This is a genomic window from Vibrio sp. 10N.261.51.F12, from assembly GCF_041471725.1.
Classification (GTDB): domain Bacteria; phylum Pseudomonadota; class Gammaproteobacteria; order Enterobacterales; family Vibrionaceae; genus Vibrio.
This window is the reverse complement of record NZ_JBFROV010000014.1, coordinates 215,597-236,596: the sequence shown is the minus strand read 5'-3', so window position 1 is coordinate 236,596 and position 21,000 is coordinate 215,597. Positions and strand designations below refer to the sequence as shown.

Here is a 21,000-nt window from a genome sequence, read left to right as displayed (position 1 = left end):
TGATAAATTGGTCGCATGTTATTCTGTGTCGAAGTTTATGACGCACACTTAAAATGAAAAACCCCAGCTAAACGCTGGGGTTTTTGTCTAATGTCTATTCCTTACGGGTTGGTAATATGCATGTGATTGTTCAAAAAAAGGCCCTCTTTTGAAGAGGGCAAACAGTCAAATGTTGCTAAGGAAATGGACAATATTGGTTGCTGGTGCTCATTGGCTAAGCGATATCGGATGGGAAATTGATATCATCTTGTTCCAAGTCGCTCCAAATAGTGACTTCTTTTCCATCCGTACTTTCAAGTTTGTAACCATACAAGCTTGAGGTATCAAGGTTTTGTGCTTCGTAGGCATCTTTGAGTCCTTGGTCCATATCAACCGTTGTACTCTTAAGTTCCCACCCCCAGCCTGACAAGTCGATAGATTTGGCTCCGGTACACACAAACTGACCATTTGCTTCTCCAGCGGTATCATTAACAGCAATTTTGTCGAGTGCGATGGCTATGTCGGTGTCAGTTGAACTGACCTTCACGCCTTCAATCTCTTGGAATGCGGTTTTGGACATGTCGATGGTTTGATTGTCGTTCCCATTGCCTACGACTAAGACGTCAAATCCCTCGCCACCACTAAAGTAGACAGAGTTAGCGTCACCAGACGTGATTTCTTCGTTATCGAAAACTAAGGTGTCATCGCCCGAACCAGCAAATAATTGGTCAAGGCCACTGCCGCCGTCTAGGGAGTCGTTCCCCTCTTGACCGAAGACAAGGTCATCACCTGATCCGCCACGTAATGTATCGTTGCCCACGCCACCATCAACAAAGTCATTGTTAGAACCACCGTCCAACGTATCGTCGCCTTCTTTACCAGATAGGTTATCAGAGCCTGAACCACCATAGAGCTTGTCGTTACCTAACTCACCAAAGAGCTGATCGTCGCCGGATTGCCCGTAAAGCGTATCGTTGCCATCTTGACCGAATAGGGTGTCGTTACCGGAACCACCTTCAAGTCGGTCATTACCCTCACCACCATGAAGTAAATCCGTGCCACTATCACCTTTAAGTCTATCGTTTCCGAGTCCACCAGCGAGGGTATCGTCGCCATCACCGCCAAACAGTTGGTCAGCGCCGTCGCCACCGTCTAGCGAGTCGTTGTCGCCATACCCATAAAGTTTATCGTCACCCTCATTACCCTCTAGAGTGTCATGCCCGCTGCCTGCGTTCAGGGTATCGTTACCTTGACCACCATAAAGTTTGTCATCGCCATCGCCGGCGCTTAAGGTGTCGTTGCCTTCATCACCCCATAGCTGGTCGTTTCCAGCGCCAGATGAGAGAGCATCATTACCTTCATTACCTGATAGCTGATTATTACCCGCCGACGCAATAATGGTGTCGTTACCTAATCCGCCTCGAACCGTATCGTGTCCTGAGCCTGAGGTCAGGGTGTCATCACCGTCACCACCGTCAAGGATGTCATCGCCGCTTCCTGAGGTCATCTCGTCATCGCCTTCGCCTCCTGATAACGTGTTGCTGCCACCTTGCGCCAGGATTTGGTCATCACCTATGCCTCCGAATACGGTATCATTGCCGACGCCAGTTTCAATATAATCACTGCCTTCGCCACCGATGATAGTTTCATTGCCGGTACCGCCCAAAATGATGTCATCGCCCATACCGCCATCAAGTGTGTTATTACCTGATTCGCCGTAAAGTTGATCGACACCTTCTCCGCCAGACAGGTTGTCTGCACCTGAACCCGCATACAAGAAGTCGTCTCCAGTACCGCCTGTTAGTGTGTCGTTGCCTGCGCCGCCAAGTAAAATGTCCGCGTCTTCGTTACCCGATAGCACGTCATTGCCATCTCCGCCATCCAATGTATCCGTACCCAAGCCACCCGACAGTACATCGGCACCGCCCGCACCGGATAAGGCGTCATTACCTTCACCACCGCTGGCCGTGTCGTTTCCGGCTCCACCAAAGAGCGTGTCGTTACCTTGCTCTAGAGCAATGGTGTTATTGCCGGCTTCGCCGTAGACAGTGTCGTCGCCCAAACCGGCTTGAATGTTATCCTCGCCATCGCCAGCGAAGAGCGTATCGTTACCCGCGCCGCCAGTAATCGTGTCGTCATCTTCACCACCGTACAGGGTATCGCTTTCGTCACTGCCGATTAATGTATCGTTGCCGCTGCCGCCAAATATGTTGTGCGAGCCGGTGGATGCTGCTGTGAGAGTGTCGTTACCTGCTTCGCCGAGCAGGGTATCTTGGCCATCATCGGTCATGGTGTCATCACCGGCACCACCCGCTAAGAAGTCATAACCCGCACCACCGACCAATTCATCATTACCTGCACCACCAAAGAGGGCATCATTACCGTCTTCACCAAACAGTTTGTCATCCCCGTCACCACCATCTAAATGGTCGTCGCCGCTACCTGCATTGATAGTATCTGCGCCTTTATCGGCGAAGATAGCGTCATTACCTGCACCTGTTGTGACAGTATCGCTACCAATGCCACCAAACACAGAATCATTACCAGCGCCGGTATCTATCGTATTCGTGCCGGCTTCGCCAAAGACGGTATCATCGCCTTCACCTGTGACCACAGTATCGATTCCCGAACCCGCAAATACCGTGTCATTACCTTTGCCTGAGATTAAGGTGTCATTATCTGCACCACCTGCCAATACATCCGCTTCGTCAGAGCCCATCAGGGTATCGTGGCCAGAGCCACCAAAAAGCTCGCTTCCATTTTGACCAGCCGTAATGGTGTCGTTACCGCCTTCACCAAACAGTTTGTTTGCGCCAGCCTCTCCCGATATTGTGTCGTCGCCACTGCCAGCAAAGATGGTATCGTTGCCTAATCCTGCTGTGATGACATCGTTTCCAGCGCCTGCAAACACTTCATCATTACCATCACCCGCTGTAATTTGGTCTGAGCCTGAACCTGCATACAGTCGATCATCGCCTGAACCACCATCGATAATATTGTCGCCATCACCAGCGTATAACGTGTCATTTCCTGAGCCCGATGTGATGGTGTCGCTGCCCCCATCGGCGTAAACCGTATTTTGGCCGTCACCAGTGTCAATCTGGTTATCACCGCCACCGGCGTAAATCGTGTCATCACCACTACCGGCATTAATAATATCGTCACCGGCCTCGGTATAAATGGTGTCATGACCGTCTGCTGTATCGATAACATTGTGACCACTTTGTCCAAAGACGAGGTCGTCGCCTGCACCCGTATTGATTTGGTCATCGCCTTCGCCAGCATAGACTTGGTCATTACCAAGCCCGGTTGAAATAATGTCTGCGCCTTCGTTTGCGTGCACTATGTCGTCACCGTCACCACCGTCGAGTGTGTCAATGCCTGCACCACCATACAATTCATCATTACCTTCTCCACCAATGAGGTGGTCGGCTCCGTCATCCCCGATAAGGACATCATTACCAACACCACCCATAAGTAGATCATCACCGTACTCGCCGACTAGCACATCATCGCCTGCATCGCCCTGAAGGTTGTCATTTCCGTCACCGCCAAGGAGTAGATCGTTATCATCGCCGCCAGAGATCGTATCATCGCCTGATCCACCCATAGCAAAGTCAGCGCCGCTTCCCGCTAAAATGGTATCGTTGCCTTCCTCACCATGCAGTTCGTCAGCCCCGTCGCCACCTTCTAGGTGATCGGTGCCTTTGCCACCGAAGACTTTATCATCGCCAGCGTCGCCATATAACGTGTCATCACCGTCGTCGCCAATGACTACGTCAGCGCCTTTGCCGCCATAGATGGTATCGTTACCCATTTCGCCAAGTAACAAGTCATCACCGTCATCACCGTGCAGCGTGTCATCACCATCGCTGCCCATGAGCGTATCGTTGCCAGTGCCACCGAAAAGGGTGTCGTCGCCATTTCCTCCGATAAGAACGTCATCACCTTCGTCGCCATACAGGGTATCGTCGTTGATATCACCATCAAGAAAGTCATTACCAGTTCCACCGTAGATGGTGTCTTCACCTTGTTGTCCTTTAAGAATATCGTCGCCTGCACCGCCATGAATTTGGTCATCAAAGATGTTATGAACGTCGATATCTACGGTATTGAGGTCATTGATTGGTTGACCTTGGTTATCTTCTAACGAAAAGAAAAGAGGGCTGTTACCTTCTACTTGAGCTTCAGTAAACTCAAAGTCGACGCTAATATCACCGTTCTCATCGACGTTTGCTTCTTGAGAATGGATGATGGTCCCGTTTTCGTCCTTGATGAGCACGGTGACTGTATCAGGGGCGTTGGATACATTGAAGTTGGCGGTTAGATTACCGGTTTGGTCGATGACGTAGTTGCCAAGGCGAACGCCGTGGGATTCGGCTTCTGAGCTCGTGCCTTGCCCTTGGCTAGAATAGGAATAGACAGACTGACTATTACCCCAACTATCGTCACTGCTCGTTGAGTCAGTTGATGTGCTGGAATCGGAAGCGCTGTATTCGACATCGCCCAAAACGGTATCGGCACCGTCACCCGAGCGAATAAGGTCCGCCCCTTCGCCACCAGCAACAAAGTCGTCGCCTTGCTGAGTATGCACTTCATCGTTACCTGATTGAGCGTTAACGTTGTCTGCGTTCTCTGTACCTGAAATCAAGTCGTCGTGTTTGGTTCCGTCCATGGAGTGCCTCTCTTTTTAGATGTCGGATGTTCAATAAGAATGAATTAGGAGATCTAATAACGAAATCAACTAAATCTGCTTTTGATTTTTAATAAAGCATGTAGCATGCCAAATCGAGTGAAAATACGTAACCGATTGAATTGCCGTTATTTATGTTGAAATTACTCGGTATGCAGCTGTGGTTATTAGAAAGGGATCTCATTTTGACTTGCGAAAAGAGAGGAGAGAAACGCAATAAGTGCGGAGGTAGACTGATTCTCAAAAAGCGAATGAATAAGCGAGCATGATAGAGCCATCTAAGAATCGCCCTGTATTTTCACCAGCATCACTAGAATTCCAACGGTTACCTGAGTAGTTATTATATTGCAGCGTAATGGTACCTGGACGCCAATCAAAGTACCCAAAGCCGTAAGTGTAATCAGGGTTCCATGGTTGTTGCTGTGAACGGTCAAAATAATAAAAGGCCGTGGCGTTGATATACCAATTTCCTGTGATTGCGTATTTGCACCCTAACGACAGGGTTTGATGGTTCGCTTTATAGTCCGACGAGGCTAAATCGAAATAACTGGGGGTGTAATTGTAGTCGGTCTGACAACCAATACTTCCATCATCGCTGACCCTTGTCCACTCTAGCAGTTTACCAGTAATTGGAAATTTCCACCCTAGTGACCAGGTTCCTTCGTTGAAGTTGGTACGAGACCCTCCTGGTTCGGGGCTAAAGCGATTACCGCCATAGTTGGAGTAGAGCAGGCTAAATGTATAAGGACGCCAATCACTGTATCCGAAGACATAAGTGAAATCTGGATTCCAAGTCTGTTGTTGCTCTTTATCAAAATAGTAATACAAGGTACCAGATACGAACCAATTACCTAGCAGCACATATTTAAGCGAGAGATTCGCGGTATAGTTTACATTGGAAGGGCCGTTGGTTGCGCCAGAGGGCAAATTTGCCTCTTCAGTTTGAATCAGTGGAAGGTTTAAAGAGAAATTGCCGCTAAGACCTGAAAGGCCTTCTCTATTTTCAAGTTCTCCAAATGGCAGTTCAAAAGAGCTTTCAACACCACGCCAAATTAAATCGAGCTCGGTCTCTTCATTGTCATTATTAATAGAATTATCACCTTTGGTGATGTTAGGTGATATTGGGGCTGGTGCGTGTTGGCGCGAATTAGATAAATAGTCGTCTGCCTTTACTAAGAGCGGAGTAAGAGCGATAACAACATAAATACTCGCTTTAATATTCATATTAACTCGCCATAGTTTAGAGGTAGAACATAAGGTTAATTCAAGCACAATCTCACGCTAACGTGAAGAAAACAAAAAATATTTTGGTAATTTTAATTTCTGTTCCTATCCTCATTAGTATGGTTAGGGCGTCGTGGAATACTGATGAATGGAAAACGTTGAAATCAGTGGTAATCAAATAAAAAGAGCCATTCTGTTAGTTGAAGACAATAAGACAACACAGATATTAATGAGCTCTTTGTTAAAAAAACGCGGTTACGACGTTACAGTAGCAAATCACGGCTATGAAGCACTAGAAGCCCTTAACAAAAGTGAACATATTCAATTTGTACTGAGTGATTGGGTGATGCCTAAAATGGACGGCGTCCAGTTGTGTAAAGAACTCAAGTCCACTAATTATAATCGCTATATATTTTTTGTGTTGCTGTCTTCACAAGATGATCAGGATTCAATTATCAATGGCATCGATGCGGGTGCGGATGATTTTGTAGCAAAAAACACCGCAATCGACGAACTGGATGCTCGAATTCGAGCTGGATTCAGAAACTTAGGGCTACACAACGAACTGCTTCAAAAAAATCATCAACTGGATACCGCTTATGCCACGATACGGCAAGATTTGGACTCCGCGGGTGATTTTATTCGCCAGCTTCTTCCAACTCGAACGACATTTGAGCATGTATCGATGGCATATACTTCGATACCCAGTGCGCAGGTTGGGGGCGACATTCTGGGGTACTTCCAACTAGATGATGATCACGTCGGCTTCTATCTACTCGATGTATCTGGTCATGGGGTTGCGTCGGCTTTGTTGTCTTTCTCAGTTCACCAAACGCTTTCAGTAGTCAATGGTCCCAGCTCCGTTGTTTTTAAAGATACCAGTAAGGGGCGGGTAATTCGGCCAGCAGACGAAGTGGTAGCCAAGCTCAATGATATTTATAGCCAAGATTCTTCGAGCCACCTCTATTTTACCATGGTGTATGCCGTACTGAATCAAGCTACGGGTGAGCTTAACTATTGTGCTGCGGGGCACCCACCCATTGTATGGCTTCAAGACGAAGCAGGAACTCCACAATTTCTAGGTGATGATAATTTCGTGGTTGGGATGTTTGATTTTGCTGACTACAAACAAGAAACGATTTCTTTGGGGCCAAAAGATGAAGTTTGGCTTTATACCGACGGTATTACGGAAGCCCGTGTTGGCGAAGAGTTTTATACCGAGGAGAGGTTAAAAGACCTTATCGCTCTTCAGGAAAGGGAGCGCTTTGAAGATAAGCCTGCTCGTATTGTGTCTTCAGTACGGGATTGGCAACAAAATGAAATGTTCGACGATGATGTCAGCATTCTAGTGTGTAAATGGACACCACAATAGGTAGGGAATCTTATGAAGTACGATATTTCTGACAACGACTTGTTTACCGTTATTCAAGTGCAAGAAAGCCGTTTTGATGCAAAGTTAGCGACGTCGTTTCGTTCGACTCTTGAAGAGATACAGGCCGACATCAAACCAAACCTTTTACTCGATATTTCTGAAGTAACGTTCATGGATAGTAGTGGGCTAGGTGCAATTATGGCGGTATATAAAATGCTCAGAGATAAACAAATTGCCGTTGTCGGTGCGAAAAAGCCGGTTAGGGAGTTGTTTAAACTCACGAGAATGGATCGGTTAATAAAAACGTATGACACCGTCGAAGATGCGGTTGCGACGTCAGCTTAAGATTACATGATTGCCTATGGCTAGGAAGCGAATATGAAAGGAATGATTCTTGCAGCAGGGAAGGGGACGCGTGTTCGTCCTATTACCCAACAAATTCCCAAACCGATGATCCCGATATTAGGGAAGCCGGTAATGGAGTCGATGATTGAATTGTTTGCTCAACATAACATTAGCAAAATTGTCATCAATACCAGCCATTTAGCTGAAGTGATTGAGGGCTATTTTGGTGATGGACATCATTTTGATGTTCAGTTGTCCTATTCATGTGAGGGCGCACTGGAAGATGGCGTCTTTCAAAGTAAAGCATTAGGCTCGGCGGGTGGCATGAAGCGCATTCAAGAGTTTTCTGGTTTTTTTGATGAGACGTTTGTTGTCGTTTGTGGCGATGCTTGGATTGATTTAGACCTTAAAGAGGCCGTAAAGAAGCATCGTAAAAATGGAGGGATAGCGACCATCATTACAAAGCGAGTCCATGCCGATGACGTCGAAAAATATGGGGTAGTGGTGACTGGCCCCAAAGGGCTCGTGCAGAGCTTTCAAGAAAAACCAGCCAAAGAAGACGCCTTATCCGACCAAGTAAACACGGGTATCTATATCTTTGAACCTGCTATTTTCGATTATATCCCCAAAGAGACAGAGTTTGATATTGGTAGTGAATTGTTTCCTAAACTGGTCGAGCAGCACGTGCCGTTTCATGCCGTAGAAATGAATTTCCAATGGCTTGATGTCGGTAACATTAAGGATATCTGGGGAGTAACGGAGGATGTGTTAAGTGGCAAAGTACCCGGTTATCGCATTCCTGGTACACAAGTTAAAGCGGGCATCTGGTTAGGTATTAACACTAATATTGACCTTTCAAAATGTAATATTGTTCCTCCAGTTGTCATCGGGAGCGGTTGCCTTATAGAAGAAGGTGCAACGATCATCGGACCTGCGTTGATTGGTGCAAACTGTCACGTTAAGCGTGATTCTACGGTTAAGCATTCTTTGATTTTTGATTACACCCAAATACATCAAGGTGTTGATATAAAAGAGCAAACTATTTTTGGTGATTTTAGTATTGGCCACGATGGACAAACAGAAAGCTTGGCAATGTGGACAAATTTGCGACCTTATCCAGCAATGAATCGTTTGACTGATGCTATCAACACGATGTGATTTATGTGTACAAATAAAGCATCAATCTAAGTGTGTCTTAGATTTGAGCAAGTGAACGATACGTATGACTCGCAAACTCGCTATGCCGTTAACATTGGTAAGTGAATAACGCACAAGCGCACATTTCGATAAAGACAGGATGATCATGATGACCAGTGAAGGACATGCATTTTCAAATTCATACAAGAGCGCCATCGACATATCAAGGGTTGCTGCTAACGACCTTAAAGAGTATTGGTTGTCTCGCAACCTTAGTGATGACGCTATTGGAGAGCTTGAACTCTGTGTGGTTGAACTGATCAATAATGCGTATGAACATGCTTACGAGAGTCAAGATGGCGAACCGATACAGGTAGCGAGTCGCTACAACGAAAATAAAGTAATTGTTGATATTATCCATTTTGGTGATGGCATGTCCCAAGCCGAATTTCAGTCGGCTTTGGAAGCTGATTTTATCGAGCCCGATCCTGAAGACCCTGAGACATGGACGACGTCTGGTAGAGGATTCATCATATTAGCGGCGTTACTTGATCATGTTGAACTGACACAAGAAGGCGACAAGAACACCTTTACACTTGTCAAAACGGTTTAGTAGCTAATTGATTAGGGAGTGGAAAGTGCGGCGTATTGGATGGGTGGTTATTTATATCTTATTGCAAGGGTGCACGAGTCAGCGCTTGGACAGCAACGTTTCTACGCTGTCATTGGATGGGCAATGGCAGTTCACTTCAATTGCCGCCTCACCTAGATCGAATCAGCCATCATTTGAAACCTATAATCAATCGCTGCACGTTCCTGCTAATTGGTATTCTGAAGGGGTCGATTTTGCCGGTCAGGCATTGTATGGGACGTCTTTTGAGTTAGAAAAAAAATACATTCAGAGTCGTTACTGGTTGTCATTTCAAGCCGTTGACTATGTCGCAGACGTATCATTGAATAATATACCGATAGGATCTCATGTCGGTTATTTTGCTCCATTCTCGTTTGACGTGACTTCTTTTATCAAAGAAAAAACAAATGAGCTTAGTGTCATGGTTAAGAGCGAAAACGATGACAAGGTTCAGGATTGGTCTTTAAACAAGAAAGAACTAAAAGGCGTCCTAAATCATCATGATACGAGACCTGGAGGAGCATGGTCGGAGCGGGGGCAAGATGCGAACTCAGGGGGGATCTGGGGCTCGGTAGACATAAAGCGTACCGGACCCGTTGCTATTCGAGAGGTTAAATTTACGCCCATTCTCCAGGATAATGGAGAATCGTCAGGGCAACTGAATATACTCCTGAATAGTTCGTTGTCGGGTGAAAGTTTTGTCGAAATATCACTTGTGCCTCCTCAGGAGGTTGATATGAGAACCCGTCGCGAGAGTTATGTCGTCCGTACGAGGCTTAATGAAGGCGACAATTTAATGCAGTGGACGGTTCCTAGTACCAAAAGAGCGCTCTGGTGGCCTTATGACTGGGGAAAGCCAAATCTTTATGATTTAAAAGTGACCGTGTACTTGGCGGATCAACCCGTGTCTGATTACGTACAACAACGCATTGGGTTTAGGAAAGTTGAGTATTCTGAATCTAAAAAACATTTCTATATTAACGATCTGCCTTACTTTATTCGAGGGACCAATTATATAGCGAGCCAATGGCTAGGTGAAGTGTCACGGCAAGACTATGCGGATGATCTTGATCTGATGCGGGAAGCGAACGTGAATAGCATTCGAGTCCATGGGCACGTTGCAGGCAAAGCGTTTTACGATCTTGCTGATGAACTTGGCTTTGTTGTTTGGCAAGATTTTCCGTTGCAATGGGGATATGAAGAATCGTTAGCAACGTCGGCAGAAGCGTCACGGCAAGCAAAGGACATGACGTCAATGCTGTTCAATCATCCATCAATAGCGTTTTGGAGTGGTCATAACGAACCGCCGTGGGATGCGACTTGGATGAAATACAAGTATCCATCTTATGAACGTTCGCATAATAAACAACTAACAGACAGCGTCTACTCGGCACTTGTCGAATCTCAAGATGGAAGGGTGGTAAGGAAGGCGTCTTACACCTATGAACATCCATGGTATGGCTGGTATTCCGGTCATTATACCGATTATAAAAAGCTAACAGGCCCTCCAATCATTAGCGAGTTTGGTGCGCAAGCATTCCCAAGATTTGAGTTATTGGCTAGCATTTTGTCTGATACGGATTCTTGGCCTTTAAATACCCAACAACTCGACCAACTTGATTATCATAATTTCCAACGACATGAAACGCTCGAGCTAGCCAAAATAGAAATGGGACAAAACTTAAATGACTTTATTGTTAATAGTCAGGACTATCAGAGGACAGTAAATAAATATGCGGCAGAAAACCTAAGGTTGAAAAAAAATAAAGGTATTGCTGCCATTTATCAATTTATGTTTGTCGACAGTTGGCCCTCAGTTACTTGGTCTGTATTGGATGTAGATCGACAAAAAAAGCCAGGTTTTTTAGCGTTGAAGCAATCTTTTCAACCTATTTTACCGATTGCTAGTGTAAACAAAGAGCCTTCGTCTAAACTTATAAAAATAAGTATTATCAATGACTCAAGGGTTCCAATCTCTAACACTAATGTTGTGATTGATTGTGTGGCTCTGAATAAAGAACCGTCTAAATGTTGGCAAAAGGATCATATCGATATTAAAAGCAATGATATTACAACAATCGCCAATATTGAACGTGGGAAAATAACTGATGAATTTATGATTAATATCATTGGTTCGCAAGGGGAACTTATTTCAAGTAATCACTATCAACCAGGGGATTACTAATTGGCTAGAACGAACAGGCTTAGCGTTTAACTAGTCATTTACGAAACTAAGCATGGCAATGCTGAACAAGGGAAGTTAAGTAAATGGATATGTATTTTAAAAAGTTCGAGCATCGAACACCACCAGAACCCGTGCCGCATAGTATGCCGAGGGAGCTACTCTATCAGTATCTTGCTACGTGTAATCTGACGTTAGGATTATGGTATTTGTGGTGGCGTTGGACTTATGCATTGAATATGGATGCGTTATGGTTTTCCTTACCATTGGCATTTGCTGAATCCTGTGCGTTCATTGGGTCTATTTTGTTTACTATCAACATGTGGAAGACAAAAGATGAACCAAAGCAATCACCGCCATCAAACATCAACCAATGTGTTCAGAACTGCGACGAAGATAGACCTGTATCGGTTGATGTTTTCTTTCCTAGTTATGATGAAGAGCCCGACCTGGTTAGGCTGAGTATCGAAGATGCACAAAAGATTACCTATCCTTGCGAAATAGAGATGAAAATCTTTATTCTTGATGACGGTAAGCGCGATTCAATGAAAGCATTGGCTGAGGAAATGGGCGTTGGCTACATAACGCGAGAGGGAAATGTAGGCTTTAAGGCAGGTAACCTTAGAAATGCGATGGAGCAAACCTATGGTGATTTCGTCGTCATTTGTGATGCTGATACGCGTCCTTTTTCTACTATTTTAGAGCACACCTTAGGTTACTTTAAAGATCCTGATGTCGCATGGGTACAAACGCCTCAGTGGTTTTTTGACTTGCCAGAGGGGGTCCGCTTACCTAAATGGCTATCTAATAAATTTGGACCTTGGGCTGGAAAGCTAGGCCGTGGCGTTGAAAAGGTGTATGGGCCAGTGACGTTTGGTGAGGATCCGTTTGTTAATGACCCACAAATGTTCTATGACGTGATTCAGCGTCGAAGAAATTGGGTCAATGCGGCATTTTGTTGTGGAGCGGGTTCAATACACCGACGTGAAGCCGTAATGGAAGCCGCATTGCGCGCTTATGCCGAGCAAATTACGCAAGAGCAACAAGACGTAGAAAAACAAATTCGAAAACTGACCAAAGAAAAAAATGTCGATCAATCGGTATCAGACAACCTTAGAAACGAGATTTTATTTGATACGGAGTTTACCCCTTATAAATTCCATGTATCTGAGGACCTGTATACATCTATCGTACTTCACTCAGATTCACAGCGAAATTGGCGTTCGATTATGCACCCTAATGTCGAGAGTAAGATGCTCTCGCCGCAAGATTTGCAGACATGGACGGTACAGCGCTTTAAGTATGCTGGCGGTTCGATCGATATTTTCATGAACGACAACCCAATATTTAGAAAAGGTTTGAATCTTAAACAAAAGCTCATGTATGGCGGAAGTTTTTGGTCAAATTTGTCGGCGGTTTGGAATGTGATCTTTTTAGCATGCCCGATTATCTACTTTCTTACATCAATCGCGCCGGTGAGCGCTTACGATGTGACCTTTTATTTGCATTTCTTACCTTATGTGTTGACGGCTGAGATTGCCATGATGATAGGCACTTGGGGTGTTGCGGGGTACAAAGGAAAAACGAATTTCTTGTCCTTTTTCCCTGTCAATATGCGAGCGCTTTGGACGGTTCTTAGAGGCCGTAAGATTAGCTTTCCAACCACACCAAAAGAGCGACAGACGGGTAACTTTGCGAAGTTAGTTGCCCCTCAAATAGCGGTGTTTGCTTTGAGTTTATTCAGCTTAGTTTTCGCTTGGTATGGACATTACTTTGGTGGTTGGGGGAGTTATTCAGAAGGGGGCTTAGTACTCAATACGTTTTGGATAATCAATAATATGATGGCGATGTGGGGCATGATTGCCGCCGCATTCTGGGAGCCACCAAAAGAAAATACAGCGAGTAAAAAAGTGGTTTCAGGGACTGAGGATCTTAAGTATGAAGTTTAGTAAAGCAATGTTAGCAGCAAGGCACCATTTTGTGTTTATCCTAGGCCTTGCCACCGCACTTGTTATCGCATTTTCGATTGAAACGCGGGACTACGGCAAGACCTTGGGCAATATCACCTTTGAAGCTCATGAAGAGATCCCCCTGAAAGCACAGCGAGTGCTGACCCAAGAGGAATTTACGTGGGCAACAACAGCATGGGTGTATTTTGAAAATAACTACCAAGAGAATACCGGGCTCGTTAATTCGGTTGATGGTTATCCATCCACTACGATGTGGGACACCGCCTCTTATTTGATGGGCCTTATTGCCGCTGAAAAAATCAACATCATTACGACTGATGTATTTAAAATGAGAATGGAGAAAGCGCTCCGTTCTTTGGCTCGCCTGCCATTGGTTGAAGGGAAACTACCGAACAAAGCGTATAACACTCAGACGTTAGCAATGGTGGATTATGAGAATAATCCAAAACCTGAAGGGATCGGATGGTCTGCTATTGATATCGGCCGTATCTTAGTTCCGCTTAATATAATTATCTGGCAATACCCACAGTTTAACGCCGAAGTTACCAATATTTTGAATCACTGGAAAATGGATGAAATGTTAGTCGAAGGCTATTTGTATGGCTCGAGACCTAACGAACAAGGTAATGGGTTTGAGCTTGTACAAGAAGGCCGGATTGGTTATGAAGAATACGCTTCTAAGTCAATGTTTTTGATGGGACGCGATGTATTCAATTCAATGAAGTACATCGACTACTTGGATATGGTCGATGTATATGGCATTGAGATACCAACAGACAAACGTGACCCAGCCAAGTTCCATGCCCACAACTATGTGGTGAGCGAATCTTATATTTTAGATGGTATTGAATTCGGCTCTGACAGCGTATCCAAAATCTTTGCTCATCGCGTATTTAGCGCGCAGGAACGCCGTTACGATGATACTGGCGTAGTGACGGCAGTGAGTGAAGATAACGTCGATGAAGCCCCTTATTTTGTCTATAACACCGTGTTTTCGGATGGAAAGAAATGGAACGCTATTTCTGATGACGGCACTGATCAGTCGCACCTGAAAACCTTGTCGACGAAAGCCGCGTTTGGTTGGTATGCATTGTATGAAAATGCGTATACCGATCTCTTAATTAGCGAAGTCGCCCCTTTGTTTTCCGATGGTAAAGGTTGGTACTCAGGGCGCTATGAAATCGACGGACGCCCGAATCGAGCCATCACTGCAAATACGAACGGGATCGTTTTGGAATCTTTGGCCTACATAGAAAATGGGCCCTTGTTAAGGGTTGGCGCACAGTAAATTAGGTCTTGAAGAATTAGGGAGAATTCGATGCGTTATTTGTCAACATTATGTATAGCACTTGCCGTTGCGGGCTGTGGTAATAAATACAACCAATTTTCAGAAGATATTGTTGAACGCAAATCTCACTGGAGTATTCCTCAGCCGCGCCATGGTGAATTGACTGAAAAAGAAATGGATATGGCTCGTATCGCTTGGAAATATTTTGAGAATAATTACCAAGAATCGACGGGTCTCGTCAATGCGGTTAACAATTACCCATCGGTAACCTGGTGGGATGCGGCGTCTTACTTAGCTGGGGCGGTGAGTGCACATCAATTAGGCATTATTGAAAAGGAAGAGTTGGATAAGCGTCTGATCGCGTTCATTGGGACGTTAAACAAACTCGATCTTTTTCGAGGCGAGTTGCCCAATAAAGCCTACAACACGCAAACGGCTGCAAAAGTAGATTATGCAAACCAACCTGGTGAAATAGGTTATTCCGCACTTGATCTCGGTCGGCTGTTGGTCTGGTTGTATATTGTAAAACAGCGGTATCCTGAATTCGCCCCAAGTATTGATTCGGCTATCTTGCGCTGGAACTTCTGTAATGTCGTTGATGAAACCGGCACGATGTTTGGAGCATTGCTCGAAAAAGATAAGCCCGTTCAATATTTACAAGAGGGACGCTTGGGTTATGAAGAGTACGCAGCTAAGGGTTTCCAATTATGGGGATTTGACACAAGCCAAGCGTCCGACCCGCAACCTTATGCAACGATTAATTTGTTTGGTTACGACGTGCCTTACGACACACGAGATCCAAGAAAACTCAAAGCGCATAGTTACGTTGTAACTGAAAGTTATGTCTTGGATGGTATCGAGTTAGGTTGGGATGTCACTGAAGATAGAACGCCACATGATGCGGATTATTCCCATGAATGGATGGCAGAATTTGCGTTGCAGATTTATCGAGTACAAGAAGAGCGGTACAAGCAGACGGGTATCATCACCGCAAGAACCGAGCATCAGTTAGCAGGCGCACCTTACTTTGTATACGATACGATTTATACCGATGGCTTTGCATGGAATACGATATCTGAAGTCGGAGAGTATTTACCTCAATACTCAGCGGTTGCGATTAAAGGTGCGATGGGCATGTGGGTATTATGGGATACAGAGTACACCGACCTGTTGTTTGACCACGTCTCGCATTCCTATGATAGAGACAAGGGCTTCTATGAAGGTATTTATGAAAATGGAACGGGCTTAATTAACACGTTTACTTCAAATAATAACGGGATAACGCTGGAGATTTTACTTTACAAACAACAAGGTAAGCTTCTGACGTATAAAGATAAACCAGTGCCAAGTTTATGGGAAAAAGCATTGGAAACGCCATTTGGGTATGAAGGACAGTGCTTGCCGCGAGAAAACTTCAAAAAAAAGCAAAACAAAGAGTAGAGATGTAGCCGATGTATAAGTACGTGGTATGGCTGATGGTAGTTCCTTTACTAGTCGCATGCGGATCTATTGTCCGAGGCGTTAGCAACGGTGTTGATTCTATCAGTACCTCGCAAAGTTTTAGGCAGGGGCGTCACGGTGCGTTAACTGAGCAAGAACTGGCTTGGGCAAGCACGGCATGGAAGTACGTAGAGAATAATACTCAGCTCCAGACGGGGCTCGTCAATGGTATTGATAACTACCCTTCGACCAACATGTCAGGCATTTCTGATTACCTTATTGCACTCTTGGCTGCGAAACAATTTGAGTTTATCTCAAACAAACAATATGACGAACGTTTGTCGCTTGTGCTGACGTTTTTAAATGATATGAATCTAAGCATCGGGCAGATACCGAACAAGGTCTACCATACACAAACAGGGCAAATGACTGATTATGGCTTGCAGCCTAAAGATATTGGTTGGTCATCGTTAGATGTCGGACGTTTATTGATTACCCTCGCGATGGTGAAACAGTATTCTCCGGAGTTTTCTGAGTATGTTGATAAAGCGGTACTTCGTTGGAATTTTTGTGAGTTAATCAATGAAGATGGAGAGTTGTTTGGCGGTGCGATTTATGATGGCAATGTTACTCGCTACAAAGAAGGGCGTTTAGGGGTAGAGGAATACACATCGTATGGTTACCTAGATTGGCACGTAGTGCCTTATAAAGCCATGCGAATTGACCCTTATGATGTTGCGACAATCTACGATATTGATCTTTTGTTTGACGGGCGAGATCCTCGTAATTTTGATGTATTAAGACCCGTCTATAGCACACCTTACTTATGGATGGGGTTAGAGTTTAACTGGGATAAAATCACGGATAACTCATCTTCAGATGCGACTCACAGTGATGAAGTGATGTCGGCAATGGCTGACTCGTTATACCGAGTGCAAGAAGCGCGTTGGGATGTAGACCGAATCTATACCGCACGTGGTGACCATGTTGTAGCAGGTGAACCTTACTTTGTTTATGACGCCGTGTATGCGTTAGGAACCCCTTGGATTACAGTGGCCGAAGATGGCAGTTCACATGATCACCTTGCATTGGTATCAACGCGAGTGGCTTTTCAGATGTGGGCCTTATGGAAAACAGACTATACCGATAGATTGATGATTCTAGTGAAAGAGCTCTATGACCCTCAACGAGGTTGGTATGAAGGGCGATACGAGCGAAACAGTCAGTATGAAAAAAGTATTACGCTGAAAACCAATGCAGGGGTCTTAGAAGCACTGCTTTACAAGACCAAAGGGAAGCTTTATCAACCTAAAGGTGACCGAGAGTATCGTGACGTTCAATTTGACTCACGTTTCTATCATCCAGGAAAATGCTTAGTGGAGACGTTTGATGACTACGATTAAGGTGGGGTTAGTGATCATCGCTCTTATGTTTAGTTCGCTTTCTATAGGTGCACCGCAAGCGGTCGACCTAAGTATTTTTCGCCAGCCAACATTACTAGCAGGTAACGGTCGTTATAAACAAGCCGCAGAGCAGTATCACAGACTCAGCATACAGATTTTGGCCTCGGAAGCTAAGTTAGGCACTGAGAAGATGTGGCAATATGCGGGGCTTGCTGAGGTATTAGCTACGGTGTGTGCCAACATTGATAATGACGCTAAAGCTTATGAGTATTGGGCTAACAGTGTGCGATATTTGTTGACAGGAGGCACCGATTGGCAAGGGATGCAGCAGTCACTACATCAGCGAAATGAACAAGCGAATACTCAATTGTTGACTCAAATGCAGACCATTGATATCGCTGGGGGATATGACCAAACATGGGAACAAGATGCGGCAGTGCTGCAAGTTTGGCAAGAAAAACTTAATTTGTTTGTTTTTTCTGGTCCAAGAACAGGAATGACGGTATCTTCCTCATCGATTCAAAGCAACGCTTTGGGTCAGGCACCTGTCATTGCTATACCGGCACCTGCCGTTCCAGGACAAAAAAAGCTGAATGGTTTAGAATCTAACTTTTCGCAGTCGTCATCTTTTGTACCCTCGCAACAACCCGCGCAAACACCATCAAAACCTTCTGCTAATGGGGGGGCTAAAACACAAAGTGCAAACGTGAATCCCCCTACGTCTAGTGTGCCTCACACTAACCGGCATCTAATACAAGAAAGCGAGGCCAATACTGAATCGGAACTCAGTGGGGCGGTTATTATCGCAACGCCGATTAGTGAGTTTGATTATGAACAGGCTGAGGCGTCGCAATTAGGATCGACATCGTCGAATGTGGCAGGCCCTAATTTAGACAAAGTGGACACTAAAGCTGGGATGGCGCATGCCGAAACATCCAATATGCCAACTCAACTTCATAAAGCTAATATTGGAGCGGAGACAAAACAGGGTGTTGAAGCTATCCAGAGACGAAGCTTTGCGCCAACGCCAGAGTAGAGAGCGGTGCAAAGGCCAAATAATATGTTAAACAAGAGTCTGTTTATTACGACTACTTATTAAAAAAATAGAGGGATACAATTTCTTGATAATACGCTAATAAATCCTAGTTTGCTTTCGTTACGTTTATTCCGATACGACCATACGAGGCAAAGGATATGACTCAAGACCAGCAATTACAGCGTGCATTAACACTTCTTAGACACTCCAGCCAACATTTTGATTTGACGGATAACGCTCATCAAAAGCAATTGCTAACCCTTGCTGAACAACTTGACGCGCTGAATTTACTATCCGTTGAACAGTTGAAGCAAGTCGCGATACAAGACAAAGCGCCGCTGGAATTTCGTTTGGCAGTTAAGTTGGTCGACTCAAAACGATTTATGAAACAGGTTAACCAACCTCTGAATGTGGGGGTCGTGTTTGCAATGTGGGGTGAGCACAATCGTTTAAACCCTAAGTCGTCATATAATCCTAATGGTGAAGATTCTCTTCGCGCAAAAATAGATCAATTGAACTGGATTACACAAGATACTCCCGTGTCGTGGTTACTTTACCCTATTGATGACGGATGTCCGCATAATAGTGCGGACATCGCGAAGGGAATTAGTATTTCTAGTGAATCAAACAAACAAGTATTGGTGTCTCACCTAGATGATTATGTGGGCAATACCTCAGGGCCACTCACTCACCTACATAGTGCTGATGATTCACGAAAAGGAGGCGCGATTATATTGGGATGCATGAACGCGCTAGAAAACAACGCCGATGTAGTCGTGTACACCGATGCTGATAACTCCGTTCATCTTGGACAGCTTGGCTTATTGTTACGGCCTTATTTGAACGAGGGTAAACAAGTCGTTTTAGGGAATCGCAAACATCCTGATTCAATCCTAGTCAAGCAAGAAGAGCGCTGGGGGGTGGGGATTAAGACACTCAGGCACATGCAGCGTATGATTGGCAAACAAATATTTTCTCAAGGTATCAAAGATACGCAAGCGGCATTTAAATTGTACTCACGAGATGCGTTGTCAAAGATTTTAGAAAAACCGACGGTGTTTGATTTTTCATTTGATACTGATTGGATATTGGCTGCAATGGAGTATAACAAACCAATTACAACCGTACCGTTTGCGTTTATAGATTCGGCGGCCGAATCTGCTTCCATTGTTCAAGGGCCAATGACGACCTGGTTCACGTTATTAGAAGGGCTTGTTAAAGCCGCTCGTGCTCGTCAGGCGAGTTATAGCCGAGAAATGGCGACCGTATTTGATGAGGAAATTCGGTCGCATAAAGATCTGGAACTGCTTATTAACATTCTTCCTCCTGAGCTAGAGACTGCAACGGATGCCAACCTTGGCGATCCTAACATCATGTCACCTCAACAGATGCGAACTTGGATTCAACAGGCAAAAATCGCAAGACCTGCCGCGATATCGTAACTCAGTTGATTAAAGCTTATGTACAAAAGGGTGACGCTATAATAGATCGCCCTTTTGTTATTCAACCAGCCGAAATATACCGCATTAAGGCCATTGTGGGTTCGAGATAGTCGATTGTTAACTGATCGGCTGAAGTATTGGGAAGCTCCAATGTGACGCAAGGTATCGCTTGTTCTTTACACCAGCTTCCAAATGATCCTGGCGTGTCATACCCAATATCGGTTACGAGAGGAAGCGAAAAGTGAGAAGCAATCCAGTATCCTAACGTAGACTCTTCTGGATCATCTACACACGCAAGCGGTTCATGTATTGAGACGATAAAACTAGATTTTCTCGTTCGGATAAGCTTAATCAACGCGTCTATTTCGGGTTCTAGCGTCGTAGCATTGCCCGTCGCGACATCGACATCTCTATCTTTGTTGTTCGTGGTCCATCGATAAGTTGTTCCATTGGGTGTCCAATTCGCACTAGGAAAGGCACGATTCAGGTCCACTTGATGGGCGTTGGCGCGAGTGCCGAGTTGGTTACCATCAGGGTTGATTGACAAGACTATATCGTGACGCAGCTGATTGGGTTGTAAACTTCGCAGCGCCGCAGATAGTAAAGCGATGGCTCCCGCTTCATCGCCGTGCGTACCAGCAAGAATTAATCCCCTGTCGTTTGAGTCGACCTGGGCTGGAAAGAAAAGTAACGGTGCGTTAAAAACGCTACGACCAAAAATGTCAGGTTGAATTAAAAACTGCGCGCGCTCTTGTCGAGGAACATGTCCCTCTATTGAGTCATCGGTTTTAGTCAATTTATGTGGCGTAAATGGTTTATGCATTGGTGGTTACCTTGACATTCATTACTTAGGCTAAC

General features: G+C 45.0%; 14 protein-coding genes. 11 read left to right on the top strand and 3 right to left on the bottom strand.

Annotation, left to right across the window (positions count from 1 at the left end; genetic code table 11):
- Nucleotides 1-214: 214 nt before the first annotated feature.
- Both AB4405_RS08325 and AB4405_RS08320 read right to left on the bottom strand, forming a co-directional pair.
- Nucleotides 215-4,654, bottom strand: coding sequence for a beta strand repeat-containing protein (locus AB4405_RS08325; RefSeq protein ID WP_372060398.1), 4,440 nt, complete (start codon nucleotides 4,652-4,654; stop codon nucleotides 215-217).
- A 258-nt stretch (nucleotides 4,655-4,912) separates the two neighbouring features.
- Entirely contained in the window at nucleotides 4,913-5,896 is a 984-nt protein-coding gene (locus AB4405_RS08320) for a hypothetical protein (RefSeq protein ID WP_372060397.1), read from the bottom strand.
- Between the two features lie 148 nt (nucleotides 5,897-6,044).
- On the opposite strand from AB4405_RS08320, the gene AB4405_RS08315 reads away from it, so the two are divergent.
- From AB4405_RS08315 to AB4405_RS08265, 11 genes are all read left to right on the top strand, one after another.
- A complete protein-coding gene (locus AB4405_RS08315; RefSeq protein WP_372060396.1) occupies nucleotides 6,045-7,268 on the top strand; it encodes a SpoIIE family protein phosphatase in 1,224 nt (407 codons plus the stop codon).
- A 12-nt stretch (nucleotides 7,269-7,280) separates the two neighbouring features.
- On the top strand, nucleotides 7,281-7,613 hold the full coding sequence (locus AB4405_RS08310; protein WP_372060395.1) for an STAS domain-containing protein: 333 nt from the start codon (nucleotides 7,281-7,283) through the stop codon (nucleotides 7,611-7,613).
- A gap of 33 nt (nucleotides 7,614-7,646) precedes the next feature.
- Nucleotides 7,647-8,771: a sugar phosphate nucleotidyltransferase gene (locus AB4405_RS08305; RefSeq protein ID WP_372060394.1), complete on the top strand. Its 1,125-nt coding sequence runs from the start codon at nucleotides 7,647-7,649 to the stop codon at nucleotides 8,769-8,771.
- Nucleotides 8,772-8,916: 145 nt separating this feature from the next.
- Nucleotides 8,917-9,363 carry an ATP-binding protein gene (locus AB4405_RS08300; protein WP_372060393.1) on the top strand — a complete coding sequence of 149 codons (447 nt, stop codon included), beginning with the start codon at nucleotides 8,917-8,919 and terminating at the stop codon, nucleotides 9,361-9,363.
- Between the two features lie 25 nt (nucleotides 9,364-9,388).
- Nucleotides 9,389-11,566, top strand: a complete 2,178-nt coding sequence (locus tag AB4405_RS08295; RefSeq protein WP_372060392.1) for a glycoside hydrolase family 2 protein — start codon at nucleotides 9,389-9,391, stop codon at nucleotides 11,564-11,566.
- A gap of 83 nt (nucleotides 11,567-11,649) precedes the next feature.
- Nucleotides 11,650-13,512 carry a glycosyltransferase gene (locus tag AB4405_RS08290; RefSeq protein WP_372060391.1) on the top strand — a complete coding sequence of 621 codons (1,863 nt, stop codon included), beginning with the start codon at nucleotides 11,650-11,652 and terminating at the stop codon, nucleotides 13,510-13,512.
- On the top strand, nucleotides 13,502-14,821 hold the full coding sequence (locus AB4405_RS08285; protein ID WP_372060390.1) for a DUF3131 domain-containing protein: 1,320 nt from the start codon (nucleotides 13,502-13,504) through the stop codon (nucleotides 14,819-14,821). The genes AB4405_RS08290 and AB4405_RS08285 overlap by 11 nt, the downstream gene beginning before the upstream one ends.
- A gap of 30 nt (nucleotides 14,822-14,851) precedes the next feature.
- The gene (locus AB4405_RS08280; RefSeq protein ID WP_372060389.1) at nucleotides 14,852-16,261 is read left to right on the top strand and encodes a DUF3131 domain-containing protein; all 1,410 of its coding nucleotides are present in this window, start codon (nucleotides 14,852-14,854) and stop codon (nucleotides 16,259-16,261) included.
- Nucleotides 16,262-16,272: 11 nt separating this feature from the next.
- On the top strand, nucleotides 16,273-17,664 hold the full coding sequence (locus tag AB4405_RS08275; protein ID WP_372060388.1) for a DUF3131 domain-containing protein: 1,392 nt from the start codon (nucleotides 16,273-16,275) through the stop codon (nucleotides 17,662-17,664).
- Nucleotides 17,651-18,700, top strand: coding sequence for a hypothetical protein (locus AB4405_RS08270; RefSeq protein WP_372060387.1), 1,050 nt, complete (start codon nucleotides 17,651-17,653; stop codon nucleotides 18,698-18,700). The genes AB4405_RS08275 and AB4405_RS08270 overlap by 14 nt, the downstream gene beginning before the upstream one ends.
- Nucleotides 18,701-18,858: 158 nt before the next feature.
- Nucleotides 18,859-20,142, top strand: coding sequence for a glycosyltransferase (locus AB4405_RS08265; protein WP_372060386.1), 1,284 nt, complete (start codon nucleotides 18,859-18,861; stop codon nucleotides 20,140-20,142).
- A gap of 61 nt (nucleotides 20,143-20,203) precedes the next feature.
- On the opposite strand, the gene mpaA is transcribed toward AB4405_RS08265, so the two are convergent.
- Complete coding sequence (gene mpaA, locus AB4405_RS08260; RefSeq protein WP_372060385.1) at nucleotides 20,204-20,965, bottom strand: murein tripeptide amidase MpaA; 762 nt, start codon at nucleotides 20,963-20,965, stop codon at nucleotides 20,204-20,206.
- Nucleotides 20,966-21,000 lie beyond the last annotated feature (35 nt).